This is a genomic window from Streptomyces sp. NPDC059788, from assembly GCF_042732265.1.
Lineage (GTDB): Bacteria > Actinomycetota > Actinomycetes > Streptomycetales > Streptomycetaceae > Streptomyces.
The window spans coordinates 120,960-143,724 of record NZ_JBHWHY010000008.1 but is presented as its reverse complement, the minus strand read 5'-3'; the positions used below and the strand labels follow the sequence as shown (position 1 = coordinate 143,724).

The 22,765-nt window shown below is 72.7% G+C and carries 15 protein-coding genes and 1 tRNA gene; 13 read left to right on the top strand and 3 right to left on the bottom strand.

What is annotated here, in order from left to right:
• Positions 1–131: 131 nt before the first annotated feature.
• The gene (locus tag ACFV57_RS09730) at positions 132–686 is read right to left on the bottom strand and encodes a hypothetical protein (protein WP_385227902.1); all 555 of its coding nucleotides are present in this window, start codon (positions 684–686) and stop codon (positions 132–134) included.
• Between the two features lie 20 nt (positions 687–706).
• Entirely contained in the window at positions 707–3,154 is a 2,448-nt protein-coding gene (locus tag ACFV57_RS09725; RefSeq protein ID WP_385227900.1) for a DEAD/DEAH box helicase, read from the bottom strand.
• A gap of 55 nt (positions 3,155–3,209) precedes the next feature.
• Here ACFV57_RS09725 and bldG point away from each other — a divergent pair, with 55 nt between their 5' ends.
• From bldG to ACFV57_RS09690, 7 genes are all read left to right on the top strand, one after another.
• Positions 3,210–3,551 carry an anti-sigma factor antagonist BldG gene (bldG, locus tag ACFV57_RS09720; RefSeq protein ID WP_004571875.1) on the top strand — a complete coding sequence of 114 codons (342 nt, stop codon included), beginning with the start codon at positions 3,210–3,212 and terminating at the stop codon, positions 3,549–3,551.
• A 108-nt stretch (positions 3,552–3,659) separates the two neighbouring features.
• Positions 3,660–4,133 carry an ATP-binding protein gene (locus ACFV57_RS09715; RefSeq protein ID WP_385227897.1) on the top strand — a complete coding sequence of 158 codons (474 nt, stop codon included), beginning with the start codon at positions 3,660–3,662 and terminating at the stop codon, positions 4,131–4,133.
• Between the two features lie 1,094 nt (positions 4,134–5,227).
• On the top strand, positions 5,228–7,624 hold the full coding sequence (locus ACFV57_RS09710; RefSeq protein ID WP_385227894.1) for a sodium-translocating pyrophosphatase: 2,397 nt from the start codon (positions 5,228–5,230) through the stop codon (positions 7,622–7,624).
• 214 nt (positions 7,625–7,838) lie between these two features.
• Positions 7,839–8,420 (top strand): small secreted protein, encoded by a 582-nt coding sequence (locus tag ACFV57_RS09705; protein WP_385227891.1) that lies wholly within the window; start codon positions 7,839–7,841, stop codon positions 8,418–8,420.
• Positions 8,421–8,871: 451 nt separating this feature from the next.
• Positions 8,872–10,416 (top strand): methyltransferase, encoded by a 1,545-nt coding sequence (locus tag ACFV57_RS09700; RefSeq protein ID WP_385227888.1) that lies wholly within the window; start codon positions 8,872–8,874, stop codon positions 10,414–10,416.
• Positions 10,417–10,580: 164 nt separating this feature from the next.
• The gene (locus ACFV57_RS09695; RefSeq protein WP_385227885.1) at positions 10,581–10,772 is read left to right on the top strand and encodes a hypothetical protein; all 192 of its coding nucleotides are present in this window, start codon (positions 10,581–10,583) and stop codon (positions 10,770–10,772) included.
• A gap of 318 nt (positions 10,773–11,090) precedes the next feature.
• Entirely contained in the window at positions 11,091–11,492 is a 402-nt protein-coding gene (locus ACFV57_RS09690; protein ID WP_385227882.1) for a hypothetical protein, read from the top strand.
• Positions 11,493–11,697: 205 nt separating this feature from the next.
• Here ACFV57_RS09690 and ACFV57_RS09685 read toward each other — a convergent pair whose 3' ends face one another.
• A complete protein-coding gene (locus tag ACFV57_RS09685) occupies positions 11,698–12,123 on the bottom strand; it encodes a DUF2752 domain-containing protein (protein ID WP_385227879.1) in 426 nt (141 codons plus the stop codon).
• A 480-nt stretch (positions 12,124–12,603) separates the two neighbouring features.
• Here ACFV57_RS09685 and topA point away from each other — a divergent pair, with 480 nt between their 5' ends.
• The 6 genes from topA (at position 12,604) to ACFV57_RS09655 (ending at position 22,733) form a co-directional block, all read left to right on the top strand.
• A complete protein-coding gene (topA, locus tag ACFV57_RS09680) occupies positions 12,604–15,462 on the top strand; it encodes a type I DNA topoisomerase (protein WP_385227876.1) in 2,859 nt (952 codons plus the stop codon).
• Positions 15,463–15,479: 17 nt separating this feature from the next.
• Positions 15,480–15,749 carry a hypothetical protein gene (locus ACFV57_RS09675; RefSeq protein WP_385227873.1) on the top strand — a complete coding sequence of 90 codons (270 nt, stop codon included), beginning with the start codon at positions 15,480–15,482 and terminating at the stop codon, positions 15,747–15,749.
• 167 nt (positions 15,750–15,916) lie between these two features.
• Positions 15,917–19,162, top strand: coding sequence for a dTMP kinase (gene tmk, locus ACFV57_RS09670; RefSeq protein WP_385227871.1), 3,246 nt, complete (start codon positions 15,917–15,919; stop codon positions 19,160–19,162).
• Positions 19,163–19,559: 397 nt separating this feature from the next.
• Positions 19,560–20,789, top strand: a complete 1,230-nt coding sequence (locus ACFV57_RS09665; protein ID WP_385227868.1) for a DNA polymerase III subunit delta' — start codon at positions 19,560–19,562, stop codon at positions 20,787–20,789.
• Positions 20,790–20,998: 209 nt separating this feature from the next.
• The gene (locus ACFV57_RS09660; RefSeq protein WP_385227865.1) at positions 20,999–22,600 is read left to right on the top strand and encodes an alpha/beta hydrolase; all 1,602 of its coding nucleotides are present in this window, start codon (positions 20,999–21,001) and stop codon (positions 22,598–22,600) included.
• A 59-nt stretch (positions 22,601–22,659) separates the two neighbouring features.
• A tRNA-Thr gene (locus ACFV57_RS09655) sits at positions 22,660–22,733 on the top strand.
• Positions 22,734–22,765 lie beyond the last annotated feature (32 nt).

The window sequence follows — 22,765 nt, the reverse complement described above, 5'->3', positions numbered from 1 at the left end:
CGCGGCTGCGGGGGAGAGGGGAGCGGCGAACGCGTCTCACGAGTCACTAGCTGACGCAGCGTCAGCACTGGCCGAAGCCTGCCCGTTCACGACGAAACCCCCTCGTAGGCCTACACGACCCCCTCGTAGGCCTACACGCCCTCCTCGTAGGCGTACACGCCCTCCTCGTAGGCGTACACGCCCTCCTCGTAGGCGTACACGCCCTCCTCGTAGGCGTACACGCGCAGCGGATCGAGGTGCAGCTCGTGCGGGCCCATGCAGTCGGCGGCGAGGGTGGCGACGAGTGTCCCGCAGGTGCCGCACGCCATGTTGCTGCCGCCCGTACCCAACGGGCCGCAGCAGCCACGGTGCACGCCGAGGCCGGTGGTCTCGCGGAGGCCGGCTGTGTCGTCGGGGTGGACGATCACCGTGTTCCGGGGGCCGGCGGAGACCATGCCGTCCATGCCGGGAGGCATGAGGAGATCACGGTCGTCCGGCACGCGCCCGCGCCCCGGCCCGGCGGGCTCGAAGGGAGCGCCCCACGGCTCGGGATCGACGGCGTAGTGGCCCGACGGCACGGTGGAGGCGGCCAGCCCGGTCCGCCTGTCGCGGTCCTTGTCGTGCGCCGACACGTCCGGGACGGCGGGCAGCCGCCGCAGGTCCGGCGTGAGCGCGCTGCCGCACTTGGCGCAGAGGAAGACGGTCACAGTGACGATTCTGCACGACCTCAGGAAGCCGGTCGCGGAGCGTGCTTGAGGAGCTCGGTAAGGAGCCGTACGGCGCCTCGCTTGTGCAGCGGGTCGTTGCCGTTGCCGCACTTGGGGGACTGGATGCAGGACGGGCAGCCGGCCTCGCACTCGCAGGAGGCGATGGCCTTGCGGGTGGCGGCGAGCCACGCGGGGGCGGTGTGGAAGGCGCGTTCGGCGAAGCCCGCGCCGCCCGGGTGGCCGTCGTAGACGAAGACGGTGGGAAGGAGGGTGTCGGGATGCAGCGGGAGGGACACGCCGCCGATGTCCCAGCGGTCGCAGGTGGCGAACAGCGGCAGCAGCCCGATCGAGGCGTGCTCGGCGGCGTGCAGGGCACCGCCGAGCTGCTCCGGGTTGACGCGGGCCGCGTCGAGCTGGTCCTCGGTGACCGTCCACCACACGGCCCGGGTCCGCAGCGTACGGGGCGGCAGATCGAGCTTGGTCTCGCCCAGCACCTCGCCCGTGATGAGGCGCCGGCGCAAGTAGGAGACGACCTGGTTGGTCACCTCCACCGAGCCGAAGCACAGCCGCGAGTCGCCCCAGGGGATCTCCGTCTCGGTCTCCAGGATGGCGATGGCGGTCGTGTCGCGCGCGGTCGTCGAATACGGCGGGTTCGCCTCCGCGACGAGGGCCACGCCGTCCTCCAGGTCCAGGTGCTCGACCAGGTAGGTACGGCCCTGGTGGAGGTGTACGGCGCCGTCGTGGACGGTGGTGTGCGCGGCGGCGGCGTCCACCGTGCCCAGCAGGCGGCCGGTGCCCGTCTCCACGACCTGTACGGGCGAGCCGCCCCGCCCGCGGATGTCGGCGAGGTCGGCGGCCCGTTCGCGGCGGGTCCAGTGCCACGCCCTGGCGCGGCGGCGCAGCAGCTTGCGGGCCTCCAGGGACGGCAGGAGCCCCGGGGCCGCCGGACCGAAGAGCGGGAAATCGGCTTCGGTGAGCGGAAGTTCCGCGGCTGCCGCGCACAGGTGCGGGGCGAGGACGTACGGATTGTCCGGGTCCAGGACCGTGGACTCGACAGGCTGGTCGAAGAGCGCCTCGGGGTGGTGGACGAGATAGGTGTCCAGCGGGTCGTCGCGGGCGACGAGCACCGCGAGCGCCCCCTGCCCGGCGCGCCCCGCGCGCCCGGCCTGCTGCCACAGGGAGGCGCGGGTGCCCGGGTAGCCGGCGATCAGGACCGCGTCCAGGCCGGAGACGTCCACGCCCAGCTCCAGGGCCGTGGTGGCGGCCAGCCCGAGCAGGTCGCCGGTGTGCAGGGCACGCTCCAGGGCGCGCCGCTCCTCGGGCAGATAGCCGCCCCGGTACGCGGCCACCCGGTGGACCAGCGACCGGTCGACGGCCCCCAGCCGCTCCTGCGCGATGAGGGCGATCAGTTCGGCGCCGCGCCGGGACCGTACGAAGGCGACGGTGCGTACGTCCTGGAGGGCGAGGTCGGTCAGCAGGTCGGCGGTCTCGGCGGTGGCGGTACGGCGTACGGGGGCGCCCTGCTCGCCGTGCAGCTCCGTCAGCGGTGGCTCCCACAGGGCGAAGACCACCTCACCACGCGGCGAGGCGTCCTCCGTGACTTCGGCCACGGGCAGCCCGGTCAGGCGCTCGGCGGCCCGCGCCGGGTCGGCGGCGGTGGCCGAGGCCAGCAGGAAGACCGGTTCGGAGCCGTACCGGGCGCAGACGCGCCGGAGGCGGCGTATGACCTGCGACACGTGGGAGCCGAAGACGCCGCGGTAGGTGTGGCACTCGTCGATGACGACGTAGCGCAGGGCGCGCAGGAAGGAGGACCAGCGGGGGTGGGCCGGGAGGATGCCCAGGTGCAGCATGTCGGGGTTGGTGAGCACGTAGTTGCCGTACTGGCGCACCCATTCGCGTTCCTCGACCGGCGTGTCGCCGTCGTACACGGCGGGCCGTACCGCGGTACCGAGCGGCGCGGCGAGTTCGCCCACGGCGCGCCGCTGGTCGGCCGCGAGCGCCTTGGTGGGCGCGAGGTACAGGGCCGTGGCGCCGCGCCCGTTCGGGGCCTCCGAGCCGTCCAGCAGCCCGGACAGCACCGGGACCAGGTAGGCGAGGGACTTTCCGGAGGCCGTGCCGGTGGCGATGACGACCGACTCGCCCCGCAGGGCGTGTTCGGCCGTACGGGCCTGATGGGTCCACGGGCGCTCGATCCCGGCGGCGCGGACGGCCTCCGCAACCTCCGGACGGATCCGTGCGGGCCATTCCGCATGGCTGCCGATGCGCGGGGGCAAGTGCTCCGTATGAGTGATGCGCGTAGCGCGGGACGCCCCCTGGGTGAGACGGTCCAGGACCGTGCGCGGGGAGGGGCTGGTGCCCCCGTCCGGGGGCAGCTGATTGGAGGCCATCGGCACCGAGTGTGTCACCGGTGTGACGGACAATGCGCACAAGGCGTCGTGCACGCCTGCTGGTAAGTGATTGAATGCCATCGCGGCTGCCGATCCATGGGGGGCGACCGCTCGATAGCAAGGTGCTGGAGGATCCGTGGACCTGTCCCTGTCGACCCGGACCGTTGGCGACCGTACGGTCGTCGAGGTCGGTGGCGAGATTGATGTATACACCGCGCCCAAGCTGCGGGAGCAGCTGGTCGAGCTTGTGAACGACGGAAGCTACCACCTCGTGGTGGACATGGAGCGTGTCGACTTCCTGGACTCCACGGGGCTCGGCGTGCTGGTTGGCGGGCTCAAGCGGGTGCGTGCCCACGAGGGCTCGCTGCGCCTGGTCTGCAACCAGGAGCGTATTTTGAAGATCTTCCGTATCACCGGACTGACCAAGGTGTTCCCGATTCACACCTCGGTCGACGAAGCCGTCGCAGCCACCGACTGACGGCCTGCCGGTCCCCGCGCCGAGGCGCGGGGGTTGGAAGCAGTGGGGGGAACCGGGCTTGGCGGTCCGGCCCCCTGCGTTGCACGCCCGCATACCGAGGGGGATGGCATGGCCACCGTCGAACTCCGCTTCAGCGCCCTTCCCGAGCACGTCCGCACCGCGCGGCTGGTCGCGGCCGCCGTGGCGAGGCGCGCCGGCGTGGACGAGGCCGTGCTGGACGAGGTTCGGCTCGCCGTCGGCGAGGCGTGCACCCGTGCGGTGGGGCTGCACCGCACCAACAACATCGCGGCGCCGGTACGTGTCGCCCTGGTGGAGGACGAGAAGAAGTTCTCCATCGAGGTGGGCGACGAGGTGCCGGGCAGCCCGGCGGGTGCCGGGGCGGTGCCCGGCGTCCGCGGCATCGACGGTGAACCGCTGCCCGGCGGCCCCGCCTCCGACAACGGCGACGGGTCGGAGAGCGACGACGAGATGGGGCTCGCGGTCATCAGCGGGCTCGTCGACGACGTCGAGGTGACCTCCGGCGAGAGCGGCGGCGTCATCCGCATGAGCTGGCCGACGGCGACGGCGCCGGTGCTTCCGTAGGGGCCGACGTTCTCGAAGGGCTGCCCATGGAGCGGGGCGGCGGCGAGAGCCGACCGTAGTACGCAAGTACGTACGGGCACGGAACGGTGCGGCACGCGCAGCGTGCACCCCATAGCGCGTCACATCCCCGGCCCCGGCAGGCGGCCGGACCCAGTGCGAGGCCCGGTCCCGGTACGAGGCTGATCCCGGTACGAGACCGACCCCGGCACGCGGGCGGACTCGGTACACGGCCGGCCCGGTACGCGGCCGCTCAGGCACGCGGGCAGCCCCGGCACGCGGCCGCCCCCGGCAAGAAACCGCCCCCGCCCCCTCCCTCGCACGCCCACGCCCCTGCGTGCCCCCATTCAGCCGTACGCGGCCCTACTCTTTCGTGCGCCCTGCCCTGGCCGAGGGCACCCCAACCGGCCACTCGGGGGCCGGCCATCCCCACCCCTCTCTTCAGGCCACATCCGCACGCTCGTACCCAGAGGGCTCCCCGGGCCCACCGGCCCCGCCCTGCGCGCCCCCGCGCCTCCCCACCCGGCCGTACCGGGCGTACGGTCCGCCGTCGCCCAGGGGCCGCGTGGCCCCTACCGGAGTGCGTACTTCCATGGCGGTGCGCAGGGCCCAGAGCCGTCCGGCGCCCGCCGGCCCCCGTACCGCCGTCCGCGCCCGTTCGCACCGCCCCCGGCACCCCGCGGGACGTCCGGGCGCATCGGCGCGTCCGTACGGGGCTCCGCGCCGCCCGGCGCCCGCCGGCCCGGCAGCGGCCCGCCCCGGACTGTCCGGCACCGTTCCGCGACCCCCGTGAGCAGCGGCGTTAGGTAGGACCCTGAGATCATCATTCAGTTGTCAGCGAATTATTCGCATTCATTCGTCCAGGCGAATTGCGGCGACCCGTCTTCGGTCGCGCTATTTTCGATCTTCGCCGCTTCTTCGCCTGATCCCTGTCCGATCTCCGTCCGTTCTTCGAACGATCTCGGCCGCCACCGGCGAATTCCCTTTGAGGCGCACTGTTTTGATCTGGTGCCGCTACCTACAATCCGTCCACACCTTTGCTCAGTACGCCTGAGCGTGCTTCCGCGCGCCCATGTGCCAAACGTCAAGGAGGACGAATGGCGGGGCCTTACACCCCTCAGTTGCTGGAACACCCCTCTTACCTGGCCGAGCCATCGCTGACGTCGGGCAACCGCGGCATGGTGCTGGTGATCGCCGTCGTGGCGCTCGCGGCACTGGCCGTCGCGGCGGTGCTGGTGCGGCAAGTGCTCGCCGCCGGTGAGGGCACCGACAGCATGAAGAAGATCGCGGCCGCCGTGCAGGAAGGCGCGAATGCCTATCTCGCCCGGCAGTTGCGCACGCTCGGCGTTTTCGCCGTGGTGGTGTTCTTCCTGCTCATGCTGCTCCCCGCGGACAACTGGACGCAGCGCGCCGGGCGCAGCGTCTTCTTCTTGATCGGCGCCGGTTTCTCGGCCGCCACCGGCTATATCGGGATGTGGCTGGCGGTGCGCAGCAATGTGCGCGTCGCCGCCGCGGCCCGGGAAGCCACACCGGGCGAGGGCGAGGCGAAAAAGGATCTCACCGCCGTCTCGCACCGGGCCATGAAGATCGCTTTCCGTACGGGTGGCGTCGTCGGCATGTTCACCGTGGGGCTCGGCCTGCTGGGCGCGTCCTGTGTGGTGCTCGTCTACGCGGTCGACGCCCCCAAGGTCCTGGAGGGCTTCGGCCTCGGCGCCGCGCTGATCGCGATGTTCATGCGTGTCGGCGGCGGCATCTTCACCAAGGCCGCGGACGTCGGCGCCGACCTCGTCGGCAAGGTCGAGCAGGGCATCCCCGAGGACGACCCGCGCAACGCCGCGACCATCGCGGACAACGTGGGCGACAACGTCGGCGACTGCGCGGGCATGGCCGCCGACCTCTTCGAGTCGTACGCCGTGACGCTGGTCGCCGCCCTCATCCTGGGCATGGCCGCCTTCGGCGACTCGGGCCTGGCCTTCCCGCTGCTGGTCCCGGCCATCGGTGTGGTCACGGCGATGATCGGCATCTTCGTCGTGGCGCCCCGGCGCGCCGACCGCAGCGGCATGACCGCCATCAACCGCGGCTTCTTCATCTCCGCGGCCATCTCGCTGGTGCTGGTGGCGGTCGCCGTCTTCACGTACCTGCCGTCCTCCTACGCGGACCTGTCCGGCGTCACGGACCCCGCGATCCTCGCCCGCAGCGGCGACCCGCGGATGCTGGCGCTGGTCGCGGTCGCCATCGGCATCGTGCTGGCGGCGCTCATCCAGCAGCTCACCGGCTACTTCACCGAGACCAGCCGGCGGCCCGTACGGGACATCGGCAAGACCTCGCTGACCGGCCCGGCGACGGTGGTGCTCTCCGGGATCTCGATCGGCCTGGAGTCCGCGGTGTACTCCGCGGTGCTGATCGGCCTGTCCGTGTACGGCGCGTTCCTGCTGGGGGGCACGTCCATCATGCTGGCGCTGTTCGCGGTGGCGCTGGCCGGCACCGGCCTGCTGACCACCGTCGGCGTCATCGTCGCGATGGACACCTTCGGCCCGGTCTCCGACAACGCGCAGGGCATCGCCGAGATGTCCGGTGACGTCACCGGGGACGGCGCGCAGGTCCTCACCGACCTCGACGCCGTCGGCAACACCACCAAGGCCATCACCAAGGGCATCGCCATCGCCACGGCGGTGCTGGCCGCGGCGGCGCTGTTCGGCTCGTACCGCGACGCGATCGCCACGGCCGTACGGGACGTCGGCGACGCCGCCCGGGGCATGGGCCTGAGCCTGGACATCTCGCAGCCGAACAACCTGGTCGGCCTGGTGCTGGGCGCCTCCGTCGTCTTCCTCTTCTCGGGGCTGGCGATCAACGCGGTGTCCCGGTCGGCCGGCGCGGTCGTCTTCGAGGTGCGACGGCAGTTCCGCGAGAAGCCCGGGATCATGGACTACACCGAGCAGCCCGAGTACGGGCGTGTCGTGGACATCTGCACCAAGGACGCGCTGCGCGAGCTGGCCACGCCCGGCCTGCTGGCGGTGCTCACGCCGATCGCCGTCGGCTTCTCGCTCGGCGTCGGCGCGCTCGGCTCGTTCCTCGCCGGCGCGATCGGCACCGGCACCCTGATGGCGGTCTTCCTCGCGAACTCCGGCGGTGCCTGGGACAACGCGAAGAAGCTGGTCGAGGACGGCCACCACGGCGGCAAGGGCAGCGAGGCGCACGCCGCGACCGTCATCGGCGACACGGTCGGCGACCCGTTCAAGGACACCGCGGGCCCCGCGATCAACCCGCTGCTGAAGGTCATGAACCTGGTGGCGCTGCTGATCGCGCCGGCCGTCGTGAAGTTCAGCTACGGCGCGGACAAGAGCATCGGCGTACGGATCGTGGTCGCGGTGCTGGCCATCGCGGTCATCGTCGGCGCGGTGTACGTCTCCAAGCGCCGCGGCATCGCGGTGGGTGACGAAGACAACAACTCGGGGAAGGTGGCGCAGACCGCCGATCCGGCGGTGGTCTCCTAGCGGGCGGGGCGTTCGGGCCGCTCAACGGGCGGGCGGAGGGCGTGCTTTGGGCGCGCCGTCCGCCCGCCTTGCTGTGCGCACGGCCGCGGCACGGGGCTTCGCAGGCCTTGGTGCAAATGGCTGCAATGCGGGTCGTACGGCCCGACCGGCTCATGGCCGGAGGGCTTCGGACGTGTATGTTCCGGGGCCGAGAGCCATGGAAGGGACCGATCCGGTGAAGAAGACGCTTGTGGCCGCGCTGTCCGGCGGCGCGGCACTGATGCTCGCGCTGACCGGCTGCAGCGACGACGGCAACAAAAAGCTCGACGACTGGGCCAAGAAGTTCTGCGACCCCGCCCAGGCCCAGTTCAAGAAGATCCAGGACGCCAACACGTCCATGCAGACGGCCGACAGCGGCGGCACCGACTCCAAGAAGGTCCAGCAGGCCGACTCCAAGGCCTTCGAACAGATCTCCGGCGCCTACGCGTCGCTGGCCAAGTCGCTGGACCAGGCGGGCGCGCCGCCCGCCGACGGCGGCGAGGATTCCCAGAAGAACGCGGTCAAGGAACTCAACGACCTGTCCAAGGGCTACGCCGACCTCAAGAAGCAGGTCGACGGCCTGGACACCGGCGACAAGGGCAAGTTCGCCGACGGCCTGCGGACGCTGTCCGACGGCATCAACAAGCTCAACAAGAAGAGCGAGCAGGCGTTCAAGAAGCTGGAGTCCGGCGACGTCGGCAAGGCGATGGCCGGGCAGTCCGGCTGCCAGAACCAGAAGGCCACCGAGGGCGGCGGGTCGGCCCAGCCGAAGAAGTAGCGGCGGGCGGGCGACACGCCGTCAGGTGAGGCGTGGGCGGGTCCGGCAGGCAGTCAGGGCAGGGCTTGGGGGCACCGACACGCCGTCAGTCGTGGTGCGGATGGTGCCCGACACGCCGTCAGGCGCATCACGGGTGGTGCCCGACATGCCGTCAGGTGCCGCGCGGGCGGTGCCCGGCTGCCGTCGGCTGCCATGTGGGCGGTGTCCGGCCTGCCGCCGGACGCCGTCCGCGGCGCACGGGGCCTTGCCGTCGGGCCGGGGCCGGTGCAACCCCGCATCCCCGGCCTCCTGACGCCCGGCCTCCCGCGCGCCCGCCCCCGTCCGGCGACCCCGCCACGCGCCCCCACCGGCCCGTCCCCACGGCCCGCCCCCACACCCCGGCGCCGCGCCCGTGCGGGCCGTCGGTGCGGGGGCGTGGCCGTTTGTCAGTGGTTGGCCTGACAATGGGAGCGTGAGTACGCACCTCCCCACCGCAGACCTTCGAGACCCCGATTCCGCCGCCCGCACGGCCCGGCTGCGCGACGCGCTGCGCGCCGCCGCGTTCACCGCCGACGGCCTGCTGGAGCTGCTCGGCGCGCCCGCCTACGCTGCGCTGGCCCGCAGCGAGACCGTCCCGGCGCTCCGCGCGACCCGGGGCGACGGCCCGCTGGCCACCCTGGCGCGGCTGTTCCTGTTGCAGCGCCCGGTGTCGTACGGCCGCGCCGACGCCGCGCTGCCGGTGGCCGACTGCCTCACCGACGGCTGGCTGGTGCGCGACGGCGACGAGGTCCGGGCGAGCGTGGACGTGCGCCCGTACGGCGGCCCCGAGGGCCAGGACTGGTGGATCGTCTCCGACCTGGGGTGCGCGGTCGGCGGCGCGGGCGGCATCCGGGCCGCCGAGGAGGCCGCGGGCGTGGACCGCGCGCAGCTGGTGCTGGGCGTCGGCGGCGCGTCGACGACGCTCGCCGGCATCACGGTCCGCACCCCCGTCGCCAAGGTCCTCGACCTCGGCACCGGCTCCGGCATCCAGGCGCTGCACGCCTCCGCGTACGCGACCGACGTCACGGCCACGGACCTGAACCCGCGCGCCCTGCGGATCGCCGGCCTGACGCTGGCGCTGTCCGGCGCGCCCGCCGCGGACCTGCGCGAGGGCTCGCTGTTCGAGCCGGTGGGCGGGGAGACGTACGACCTGATCGTGTCCAACCCGCCTTTCGTGATCTCGCCGGGCGCCCGGCTGACCTACCGGGACGGCGGCATGGGCGGCGACGACCTGTGCCGCACCCTCGTCCAGCAGGCGGCCGCCCATCTGAACGACGGCGGGTACTGCCAGCTCCTGGCCAACTGGCAGCACGTCGAGGGCGAGGACTGGCGCGACCGGCTGCGCTCCTGGGTGCCGCGCGGCTGCGACGCGTGGATCGTGCAGCGCGAGGTCCAGGACGTCACGCAGTACGCCGAGCTGTGGCTGCGGGACGCCGGCGACCACCGTACGGGCCCCGAGGAGTACGCGGCGCGCTACGAAGCCTGGCTGGAGGAGTTCGAGGCCCGTAAGACCAAGGCCGTCGGCTTCGGGTGGATCACGCTGCGCAAGTCCGGCGCCGAGGACCCGTCGATCACGATCGAGGAGTGGCCCCACCCGGTCGAACAGCCGCTCGGCACCGCGGTCGTCGGCCACTTCGAGCGCCAGGACTATCTGCGCGCGACGGACGACGCGGCGCTGCTGGCCGGGCACTTCCGCCTCGCCGACGAGGTCGTGCAGGAACAGGTCGGGCTGCCCGGCGCGGAGGACCCGGAGCACGTGGTGCTGCGGCAGAACCGCGGAATGCGGCGCGCGACGAAGGTGGACACGGTCGGCGCGGGCTTCGCCGGGGTCTGCGACGGATCGCTGCCCGCCGGGCGCATCCTCGACGCGATCGCGCAACTGGTCGGCGAGGACCCGGTGTTGCTGCGCGACCGCACGCCGGAGGCGATCCGGACGCTGGTCGAGCAGGGCTTCCTGGAGCCGGTCGGCAAGGGCTGAGACGAGCGGGGCGGGGGTGGTGCGAAGGCCGTAGCCGGAGAGCTCCGTAGACGGGTGAACGGCGAGCGGGCGAACGGACGCACAGGCGAGGCCTCCGCAGGCCGTACGGGCGGTGTTCACCCGCGGTTCCCCGTCGAGCCGTCCGGGCGTGCCACCCTGCGCGCATGGAGAGTGGTCCCGAGGCGTTCGCCGGAGTGACCTTCGCGCTGTTCGGCGCCGGTCTGCTGGTGTGGACGGGCGTGTGTGCACGGACCGGGGAGCCGGTCGCCGACGGCGTGAGCCGCTCGACCGGTACGGCGCTGGCGCTGCTCTTCGGCTTGGCCTTCCTGGCGACAGGGTGCTGGCTGCTCCTGTAACGGCTGTAGGGCCCGCGGGGGGCGCCGCAGAGCCTGCGGGTGCGCCGCCTCCGACCGTGGCCTGCCCACGACCGGCCGCGCCCACCCCTCCCGGATTGCCTTTTCAAGGAACGCGCAGCCGCCCCGGAACGTCTTCGCCAAGAGCGCCTCGATGCCCAACCCCCACCTCGTTCGTTGCGCGCTCAACTGCATTTATCCGACGCCGCGTTCACTTCCGTCACACCGGAAAAACCACTCGCCCGTGAAGCAACCGGAACGGCCAGCTGCCCGTGTTCCTGAGTGAAGGCCATCAACCGGCCCAACAGGGAGGAACACGTCATGAACCGTGCATACCGCCTCGCCGCCGCAGGTGTTCTCAGCGCCGCGCTCGTCGCCGGGACCGCGGCGGCCGCCTCCGCCGCTCCCGCGGCCCCGGCCGCCCACGCCGTCGCCGCCAAGGCGCCGCAGAAGGCGACGCTCACCGCCAAGGCGAGCACCGGCACGGTGGGTGTCTGGAAGGAGTTCCGTATCTCCGGCACCTCCACGGGCATCAAGGCCGGCACCAAGGTCACCGTCCAGCAGAAGCAGGGCGCCAAGTGGGTCTCGCTGCCCGCGAGCGTCGGCGTCAACAAGACCGGCGGCTACTCGCTGCGCGTCAAGCTCGGCATCAAGGGCGTCAACCAGCTGCGCGTCGCCGGCGGCGGCGCCGTCTCGCCGGTGATCACGGTCACGGTGCGCTGAAGCGGTCCGTAGAACATCAACGGCACCCGGGCGCCAACGGCACCAGAGCGTCACCGGCGCCCCGGGACTACCGGCACCGGAGCGTCACCGGTGGAAGGACGACACCGGCACGGCGCCACCACCGGTACAGCATCACCACCACATATGGCCCACCGGGCGCGCCGTTTCCCCCGCGGCGCGCCCGGTGGCCGGTTTCAGCCCGTTTTCATCCCGTGAGATTGCGCACGAGCATCCAGAGTGCGGCGATCCCGAGGACGACGGCGTTGCCGCGCGCCCCGAGGCGGGCCCGGAACCGGCGCCCGCGCAGCCCCGCGTACAGCCACCGGCCGATCATGTACGCGGCGGCCGGCACGCCCAGGACCAGCAGTACGGCGTTGTCGTGGAAGGCCGCCACCAGGTCGCCGTGCATCAGGTCGTACGCCATCCGTGTCCCGCCGCAGGCCGGGCACAGCAGCCCGGTCGCCCAGCGGAACGGGCACGGAATCAGCAGATGCCCCGGTTCGTGGGGATTGGTGTGCCACAGATAGACCGCCCCGAGGGCCCCGACACCGACGGCGACCGCGGCGCGCCGGAGCGTGGCGTTCCGTATGGCGGCGGGGGAGGGGGCGCCCATGGGGTGCTCGCCGCTCATGGGGCGCTCACCAGGCGCTCATGGGGGCGCCCGCGGAGGCGGCGGCCGGCCGCGGCGAGGCGCGCGGGCCCGGCGACCTGGCGTAGTTGCCCTGATCCAGGACAAACATGCCCTGCTCGGGCGATTGCCCCCGACCCGCAGGGGCCCGCACCGGCCACTTCGCGCATCGGTCCCGGGTACATATTCGACATCGCCGCAGGAACCCCCGGATGTGCGTGACGAGAACGGACGGTGCGTCCTGAGAGCGGATACGGTCGCCGTCCATCCTGCCAGCGCCGGACCCGGCGGAGGCCCGTGTGCGGTCCGGGCGGCGTGAAGGCATGTAGTCGGGTTACCGTTCGAGTGGCGTTGCGGGGTTTTTCCGTTTGACACGAGGGCGGGATGTACCGTCACACTCCGCAGCGTCAAGCGTCACCGCAGTGTCCCCCAGAGCTCCGGCCCGGGGGTTACCCCCAGCGTCGACCGGAGAGAAGAGCGAAGTTGTCCCCGACCAGCGAGACCGCACAAGGCGGCGGCCGCCGACTCGTCATCGTCGAGTCGCCTGCCAAGGCGAAGACGATCAAGGGCTACCTCGGCCCCGGCTACGTGGTCGAGGCCAGCGTCGGGCACATCCGTGACCTCCCGAACGGTGCGGCGGAGGTCCCGGCGAAGTACAAGGGCGAGCCCTGGGCCCGCCTCGGCGTGAACGTCGACGCCGACTTCCAGCCGATCTACGTCGTCAACAGCGACAAGAAGGACCAGGTCAAGAAGCTCAAGGAGCTGCTGGCCGAGTCCGACGAACTCTTCCTCGCCACCGATGAGGACCGCGAGGGCGAGGCCATCGCCTGGCACCTCCAGGAGATCCTCAAGCCCAAGGTCCCGGTCCACCGGATGGTCTTCCACGAGATCACCAAGGACGCGATCCGCGCCGCCGTCGCCAACCCGCGCGAGCTGAACCAGAAGCTGGTCGACGCCCAGGAGACCCGCCGCATCCTCGACCGCCTCTACGGCTACGAGGTCTCGCCGGTCCTGTGGAAGAAGGTCATGCCGCGCCTGTCGGCCGGCCGTGTGCAGTCGGTGGCCACCCGCCTCGTCGTCGAGCGGGAGCGCGAGCGCATCGCCTTCCGCTCCGCCGAGTACTGGGACCTGACCGGCACGTTCTCCACGGGCCGCGCCGGTGACGTCAGCGACCCGTCCACCCTGGCAGCGCGCCTGTCCTCGGTCGACGGCCGCCGTATCGCCCAGGGCCGCGACTTCGGCGCCAACGGGCAGCTGAAGAACAGCGATGTCCTGCACCTGGACGAGGCCAACGCCCGCGCGCTGGCCGCCGCCCTGGAGAACACCGACTTCGCCGTCCGGTCGGTCGAGTCCAAGCCGTACCGCCGCTCCCCGTACGCCCCGTTCCGTACGACCACGCTGCAGCAGGAGGCCAGCCGCAAGCTGGGCTTCGGCGCGAAGTCCACCATGCAGGTGGCGCAGAAGCTGTACGAGAACGGCTTCATCACCTATATGCGTACGGACTCCACGACGCTCTCGGACACCGCGATCTCCGCGGCCCGCGCCCAGGTGACCCAGCTGTACGGCGCCGCCTACCTGCCGGACAAGCCCCGCTCGTACGCGGGCAAGGTCAAGAACGCGCAGGAGGCGCACGAGGCCATCCGGCCTTCGGGTGATCGTTTCCGCACTCCGGCGGAGACCGGTCTGACCGGTGACCAGTTCCGGCTGTACGAGCTGATCTGGAAGCGCACCGTCGCCTCCCAGATGAAGGACGCCACCGGCAACTCCGTCACCGTCAAGATCGGCGGCCGGGCGGCCGACGGCCGGGACGCCGAGTTCAGCGCCTCCGGCAAGACCATCACCTTCCACGGCTTCCTCAAGGCGTACGTGGAAGGCGCCGACGACCCGAACGCCGAGCTGGACGACCGCGAGCGGCGGCTGCCGCAGGTCGCCGAGGGCGACCCGCTGAGCGCGCGGGAGATCACCGCCGACGGTCACGCCACCAAGCCCCCGGCCCGCTACACCGAAGCGACGCTGGTCAAGGAGCTGGAGGAGCGGGAGATCGGCCGCCCGTCGACCTACGCGTCGATCATCGGCACGATCCTGGACCGCGGCTACGTCTTCAAAAAGGGCACCGCCCTGGTGCCGTCCTTCCTGAGCTTCGCCGTGGTCAACCTCCTGGAGAAGCACTTCGGCCGGCTCGTCGACTACGACTTCACCGCCAAGATGGAGGACGACCTCGACCGCATCGCCCGCGGCGAGGCCCAGTCCGTGCCGTGGCTGCGCCGCTTCTACTTCGGCGAGGGCGAGCAGGCCGGCGCCGCCTCCGAGGCGGGCAACGGCGACGGCGACCATCTCGGCGGCCTGAAGGAGCTGGTCACGGACCTGGGCGCGATCGACGCCCGCGAGGTGTCCTCCTTCCCCGTCGGCAGCGGCATCGTGCTGCGCGTCGGCCGCTACGGCCCGTACGTGGAGCGCGGCGAGAAGGACTCCGAGGGCCACCAGCGCGCCGACGTGCCGGAGGACCTGGCGCCCGACGAGCTGACCGTCGAGTACGCGGAGGAGCTGCTCGCCAAGCCGAGCGGCGACTTCGAGCTGGGCATGGACCCGGACAGCGGCAACCAGATCGTCGCCAAGGACGGCCGCTACGGCCCGTACGTCACCGAGATCCTGCCCGAGGGCACCCCGAAGACCGGCAAGAACGCGGTCAAGCCGCGCACCGCCTCGCTCTTCAAGTCGATGTCCCTGGACACCGTCACCCTCGCCGACGCGCTCAAGCTGATGTCGCTGCCGCGGGTCGTCGGCAAGGACCCCGAGGGCGTCGAGATCACCGCGCAGAACGGCCGCTACGGCCCGTACCTGAAGAAGGGCACGGACTCGCGCTCCCTGGAGACCGAGGACCAGATCTTCAACATCACCCTGGAGCAGGCCCTCGCCATCTACGCGCAGCCCAAGCAGCGCGGCCGGGCCGCCGCCAAGCCGCCGCTGAAGGAGCTGGGCACCGACCCGGTCAGCGAGCGCCCGGTGGTCGTCAAGGACGGCCGCTTCGGCCCGTACGTGACCGACGGCGAGACCAACGCGACGCTGCGGCGGGACGACGACGTCGAGACGATCACGCCGGAGCGCGGCTACGAGCTGCTCGCGGAGAAGCGCGCCAAGGGCCCGGCGAAGAAGAAGACCGCCAAGAAGGCCCCGGCCAAGAAGACGACGGCGAAGAAGACCGCCGCGAAGAAGGCCCCGGCGAAGAAGACGGCCGCCAAGAAGACGACGACGGCCAAGAAGACCACGACGGCCAAGAAGACGACCGCCGCGAAGAAGACCACGGCCGCCGCCGCGAAGAAGACGGCGGAGAGCGCGGAGTAGCCGGTCAGGGGGGCACGATGGCGTACCGCATCACCTACACCGTCGAGGCGAAGGTGACGGCGGACGCCATGGCCGCCGAGCGGCGGGACATGCTCGAACGCGGGCTGGCCAAGCTGGCCCTCGACCCGTACCACAAGGCCACGGCGCATGTCGGTACGCACGAGGACGACCGCAAGGCCCAGGTGGCGCCGGGACTCCTCATCGAGTACGCCGTCGCGCACGGCCTGCTCGTCGTCGTGGTGATCGAGGTCTTCGACGACGTACTGCTGGAGGACTGGCAGGGCTGACGCGGCACGGCCGGCCGGCGCGCTCCTCGTGAGCCGGCCGGGGCGTGTCCTTCGGATCAGCCGGGCGCCGTGGGCCCCGGCCGGTCCGGACGGCATGTCCCGGACCCGTCCGCCCGTGTGTTCGGGTGCACGCTGGACCTGTCATATCCGGCCGATAGGCTGGCGGAATGACGCGTGCCGAGCCCTCTACGGTCGTGACCCCCACATCCGGCGCCCTCGTCGCGGACTCCCGCGAGCGCGCCGTGCGAGCCCTGCTCCGCTTCCCCCCACTGAAGCGGTTGTGGAGCGCACAGTTCGTCGGGGCGATCGGCGATGCCCTGGCCCTGCTGGTGCTCGTACTGCTGACGCTGCAAGCGGCGCTGTACGTACCCTTCGGCGGCCAGGCGGCCTTCGGCGGCGGCTATCGGGGCGCGGCCCTGGCCGTCGCCGCCGTGTTCGCGGCCCGGATGCTGGCCACCCTGCTCTTCGGGGCGGTGCTGCTGGGCCCGCTGTCCGCGCTGACCGCGCCGACGGGCCCGCTGGACCGCCGCTGGACCATGATCGGCGCGGACGGGGTGCGGCTGGCGCTGCTGGTCGTGGCCCCGCTGTGGATCGACTGGACGCCCGGCAGTGCGCTGATCTGGCTGCTGGCGACGGTCTTCGTCGGCGGTGTGGCCGAGCGCTTCTGGACCGTCGCGCGGGAGAGCGCGTCGCCCGGACTGCTGCCCGCGCCCCCGCCGCACGCCGCCGCGCCCGACCGGGGCGACTCCGCCGCCGAGGGCACCGCCGTCCGCCCGCTGCCGGACAACCTGGACGCGCTGCGCCGCCTGTCGCTGCGTACCGCTTTCGTGTCACTTCCGCTGGCCGCCGCCGGCCTGATCGTCGTCGCGCTGCTCAGCAAGCTGCTCGCCAACGGCATCGGCTGGTTCGCCGACCACCAGGCCGCCCTGGCCTCGTACGTGGCCTCCGGCCTCTTCGCCGCCTCCATCTCGATCCTGTACTTCCTCGAACTCCCCGGTACGCAGACGCCGCGCCCCCGCTCCCCCCTGGAGGGCCTGCGCCGCCCCAAGTCCGGCACGGGCGTCGACCGGGGCCGCACCAACGCCGTACCGCTGCTGGTCCTGGCCTGCGCGGCGGTGGCCGGCGCGATCGCCGCGGCCGTCTCCGTCGCGGTCCTGCACGCCGGTGACCTCGGCGGCGGACCGGTCGCCTTCGGGCTGCTGGTCCTGGGTCTGAGCGCCGGCCCGGTCGCGGGCATCCGCGGCGCGCGGAAGGTGCTGCCCGCGCTGTCCCGCCGCCGCCTGCTGGCCCTGGCCGTCGCCGTCACGGGCCTGGCCCTGCTGGCGGCCGGGCTGGTCCCGGACACCACGACCGTCGTACTCCTGATGCTGCTCGCCGGAGTGGCGGCCGGCGTCGCGGCCAACACCGGGCACACGCTGCTCGACCAGGAGACCGAGGAGCCCCGCGCCGCCCGTACGACCGAGCACCTGCACGCGGTCGTACGCCTCGTCGTCGCGCTGGCCGTCATCATCGCGCCGCTGCTCGCCGGCGCCATCGGCCCGCACCACCTCGCGGGCGACAAGAACGTGTTCTCGCACGGCGGCGCGGCCTTCACGCTGATGCTGGTCGGCGCGCTGCTGCTGCCGGTCGCCGCCTGGGTGCTCGGCAAGGTCGACGACCGCCAGGGCATCCCCCTCGGGCGCGACCTGCGCGAGGCCCTGCGCGGCGGCGACACCGACCAGGCACCGGCCCCCACCGGCTTCTTCATCGCCCTGGAGGGCGGCGACGGGGCCGGCAAGTCGACGCAGGTCGAGGCGCTGGCGGAGTGGATCCGCGGCAAGGGCCACGAGGTCGTGGTGACCCGCGAGCCCGGCGCCACCGCCATCGGCAAGCGCCTGCGCTCGATCATCCTGGACGTGTCCACCTCGGGCCTGTCGGACCGCGCCGAGGCACTGATGTTCGCCGCCGACCGCGCCGAGCACGTCAACAGCGTGATCCGCCCCGCCCTGGAGCGCGGCGCCGTCGTCATCACCGACCGCTACATCGACTCGTCCGTCGCCTACCAGGGCGCGGGCCGCAATCTCGCCCCCACCGAGATCGCCCGCATCTCCCGCTGGGCCACCGACGGCCTCGTACCGCACCTGACCGTGCTCCTCGACGTCTCCCCGGAGACCGCCCGCGAGCGCTTCACCGAGGCCCCGGACCGGATGGAGTCCGAGCCCGCCGAGTTCCACCAGCGCGTGCGCTCCGGCTTCCTGACGCTGGCCGCCGCCGACCCGGCGCGCTACCTCGTCGTGGACGCGGGACAGGAGCCGGAGGCCGTCACCACCGTCGCACGGCACCGCCTCGACCAGGTGCTGCCGCTCTCCGAGGCCGAGATCAAGGCCCAGGAGGAGGCCCGCAAGGCGGCCGAGGAGGAAGCCCGGCGCAAGGCCGAGGAAGAAGCGCAGCGCAAGGCCGAGGAGGAGCGCAAGGAGCGCGAACGGCAGGAGCAGATCGCCAAGCTGCGCGCCGAGGAGGAGGAGCGCAAGCGCCGCGAGATCGAGGAGGCCAAGGCCCGCGAGGCCGCCCGCCAGGCGGAGGAGGCGCGGCAGCGCGCCGAAGAAGCCCGTAAGGCGGCCGAGGAGGAGCGCCGCCGGCGGGAGGCCGAGGAGCGCGCGCGGCAGGAGGAGCAGGAGCGGCTGCGCAAGCGCGCCGAGGAAGAGGCACGGCTGCGCGCAGAAGCCGAGGAACGCCGCCTGGAGAAGCAGCGCAAGGCCGAAGAAGCACTGATGCGCGCCGAGCAGGCACGGCTGGCCGCCGCGGCCGAAGCGGAGGCCAAGGCCAAGGCCGAGGCGGAAGCCAGGGCCGAGGCGGAGGCGGAGGCCGCGCGCAAGGCCGAGGAGGAGGCCGCGCGGGCGGCGGAGGCCGCCGAGGCGCCTACTACGGAAACGCCGATGGCGGGCCTGGAGCGGCACGCCCGTAAGGAGCCGTCGACCTCCCCGGACGCGGAGGAGACCACCGTCCTGCCGCAGCACCGGGACGTTCCGGGCGCCTCCGACGAGACCGCGGTCCTGCCGCCCGTACGGCCCGAGGCGGCCCCGGACTGGCAGCAGCACGAGCAGGCGCGGCGCGGGGACGACCCGGCGGACCGCGTACCGGCGTGGGTGTTCCGCAAGGAGGAGGGCACGGGCGCGGGCCGGGACGCCCGGTCCGGCGCGCGTGACGGCCGTACGGACCAGCGCGCCGACTCCGGCGTGGAGCGTACGAGGGAGCTGCCGCAGATCGACCCGGCCACCGGCGAACCGGTCGGGCCCACGCCGCGCCGCCGCTCGGAGTGGGCGGAGGAGACCCCCCTCGACGACCTCCCGACGCTGGCCGACGAACTCCTCGGCCCGCGCGACGAGGACGACGAGGAGCAGCAGGGGCGAAGCCGCCGGGGCCGTCGGGGCTGAGGCGGCGGACCGGTGGGGCCCGTGGGGGACCGCCGGTGAGGTGACCGGGGCGGGCCCCGGCTGCAGCGGAAGGCACGCGGCAGCCGGGGCCCGCCACATTTGCGCCGTACGGGCGCGCCCACAGCTCCATGGGCCCGCCCACAGCCGCGCTACGGGCGCGCCTCGACCCCTGGGCCTCCGTAGTTCCTCCCCTCCTCCCCACCCACCCCACTCCACCCACCGACCCCACCCCTCTCCTCACCCGTCCTCACCCGTCCTCACCCCTCCCCTCCCCACCCCACCCCACCCCACCCCTCCTCCCTCTCCCTCGGCTGTCAGTGGGAGGCCCCACAATGGAACGAGCGCGGGGCGCAGCGAGACGGCACGGGCAGGACGGACAGGAACGGCGGGCAGCGAGATGGCTGTGTGGGACGACGTGGTCGGGCAGGAACGCCTGACGGAGCAGCTTGCCGCTGCCGCACGCGACGCGGACGCGTTGGTCACCGCCGAGGGCGCGGCCGTCGGCGGCGCGGACCCGATAGCGCAGTCCGGCGCGTCCAAGATGACGCACGCCTGGCTGTTCACCGGCCCGCCCGGCTCCGGCCGGTCCACCGCCGCGCGCGCCTTCGCCGCCGCCCTCCAGTGCGTCAGCCCGGACCGCGCGCTTGGCGGGGCCCCCGGCTGCGGCTTCTGCGACGGCTGCCACACGAGCCTGGTGGGCACCCACGCCGACGTCGAGATCGTCCGTACGGACCTGCTCTCGATCGGCGTGAAGGAGACCCGCGACCTGGTCCGCCGCTCCTCCATGTCCCCGTCCGGCGGCCGTTGGCAGGTCATCGTCCTGGAGGACGCCGACCGCCTCACCGAAGGCGCGGGCAACGTGCTCCTCAAGGCCGTAGAGGAGCCCGCGCCCCGTACGGTCTGGCTGCTGTGCGCCCCCTCCATCGAGGACGTCCTGCCCACGATCCGCTCCCGCTGCCGCCACGTGACCCTGCGCACGCCGCCGGTCGCCGCCGTCGCCGACGTCCTCGTCCGCCGGGACGGCATCGACCCGGAGGCCGCCGCGGCGGCCGCCCGCGCCACCCAGGGACACATCGGCCGTGCCCGCCGCCTGGCCACCGACGAGCGGGCCCGCGCCCGCCGCAACGCCGTACTCAAACTGCCCCTGCGCGTCGACGACATCGGCGGCTGCCTCAAGGGCGCCCAGGAGCTGATCGACGCCGCGACGGAGGACGCCAAGCAGGTCGCGGAGGACGTCGACGCCAAGGAGACGGAGGAACTGCGCGCGGCCCTCGGCGCCGCCGCGGGCACCGGCGGCCGTCTGCCACGCGGCACGGCCGGCGCCATGAAGGAGCTCCAGGACAAGCAGAAGCGCCGCTCCACCCGCACCCAGCGCGACAGCCTCGACCTCGCCCTGACCGACCTCACCGGCTTCTACCGCGACGTCCTCGCCGTCCAGCTGAACGCCACCGTCCCCCTCGCCAACGACGAGGTCCGCGACAGCGTCCGGCGCATCGCCTCCTCCTCGTCCCCGGAGCGCACGCTGCGCCGGATCGAAGCGGTCATCGCCTGCCGCCAGGCCCTCGACCGCAACGTGGCCCCTCTCCTGGCGGTGGAGGCGATGACGGCGGCGCTGCGCAAGGGGTGAGGGGGCAAGGGCGGCGCCCAGGACCGTAACCGCAGCGGTACGTCTGGCCGCGCGACCTTCAGCCGTGTTTCTCCCCTCTCCTCCCCCCTCACCCATACGAGCGCTCGCGCCCCCACGGAACGTCCCGACCCGGATACGCTCCGTTCACCGCCGCCAGCGACGACTCGGCGATGCGACCATTCGACGCCTCAGGGACCGAGGGACCGCCCATGGCCACCAGCCGCCTGCTCCGCACCGCCGGTGCCGTCCTGACGGCCACCGCCCTGCTCGTCTCCGGCTGCTCCGCGGGGAGTTCCTCGTCCGGGGCCGCGGCTTCCGGGCAGCCGACGAACGGCCGTACGGGCCCCGGCGGCGCCGGCCGCGACGCGGCGACCGCCACCCTCAAGCCGCTGCCCACCGCCGTACCGGCCACCCTCCGCCCGTACTACAACCAGCAACTGACCTGGCGCGACTGCGGCATCGTCGGCTTCGAGTGCACGACGCTGAAGGCCCCTCTCGACTACGCGAAGCCCGACGCGGCCAACGACCTGAAGCTGGCCGTCTCCCGGAAGAAGGCCACCGGCCCGGGCAGCCGCCTCGGCTCCCTCATGGTCAACCCGGGTGGCCCCGGCGGCTCGGCGATCGACTACCTCCAGCAGTACGCGCCGGAGCCCGAAGCCGTCCGGGCCCGCTACGACATGGTGGCCATGGACCCGCGCGGCGTGGCCCGCAGCGAACCGGTCACCTGCCTGTCCAACGCCCAGATGGACGACTACACCCGCGTCGACCAGACCCCCGACTCGGACGCCGAGGCCGACCGTCTCACCAGCGCCATGCGCAGCTTCGCGCAGGGCTGCCGGACCCGTTCCGGCGCCCGCCTCGGTCACGTCTCGACCGCCGAATCGGCCCGCGACATGGACGTCCTGCGCGCCGTCCTCGGCGACGACAAGCTCACCTACGTAGGCGCCTCCTACGGGACGTTCCTCGGCGCGACGTACGCCGGCCTCTTCCCCTCCCGCGTCGGCCGGCTCGTCCTCGACGGTGCCATGGACCCCTCACTGCCCGCCCGCACGACGAACCGCGACCAGACGGCCGGCTTCAACACCGCCTTCACCGCGTTCGCCGCGGACTGTGCGAAGAAGCGGGGCTGCCCCCTGGGCAACGGCGGCCCCGAAGAAGCCGGCCGCCGCCTCGGCGCCCTCTTCAAGAAGCTCGACGCCCATCCCGCCCCGACCGGCAGCCCCCGCACCCTCACCGAATCCCTCGCCACGAGCGGTGTGACGGCGGCCATGTACGACGAGGGCGCCTGGCCCGTCCTGCGCGAGTACCTCGCCGAGGTCCAGAAGGGCGACGGCCGCGGCCTGCTCGCCCTCTCCGACTCCTACTACGAACGCGACCCGGACGGCACGTACGCCAACCAGATGTTCGCCAACCCCGCCGTGAACTGTCTCGACCTCCCCGGCTCCTTCTCCGGCCCCGACGAGGTCCGCGCCGCCCTGCCCGCCTTCCGCAAGGCCTCCCCGGTCTTCGGCGAGAGCTTCGCCTGGGCCGCCCTGAACTGCGCGTACTGGCCCACCAAGCCCACCGGCGCCCCCCACCGCATCACCGCCGAGGGCGCCGCCCCGATCCTCGTCGTCGGCACCACCCGCGACCCGGCCACCCCGTACCCCTGGGCCCGCTCCCTCGCCTCCCAGCTCTCCTCCGCCACCCTCCTCACCTACGAGGGCGACGGCCACACCGCCTACGGCCGCGGCAGCGACTGCGTCGACACCACCATCAACACCTACCTCCTCGAATCCACACCCCCACCCCACGACAAGCACTGCACCTGACCACCCCGAACCCGGTTCGGACCACCCCCCACCGATGTGTAGACTGGGCACCGCACCACGCCGCCTTAGCTCAGTCGGCCAGAGCGACGCACTCGTAATGCGTAGGTCAAGGGTTCGATTCCCTTAGGCGGCTCCGATGAAGCCCAGGTCACACCTTGTGTGACC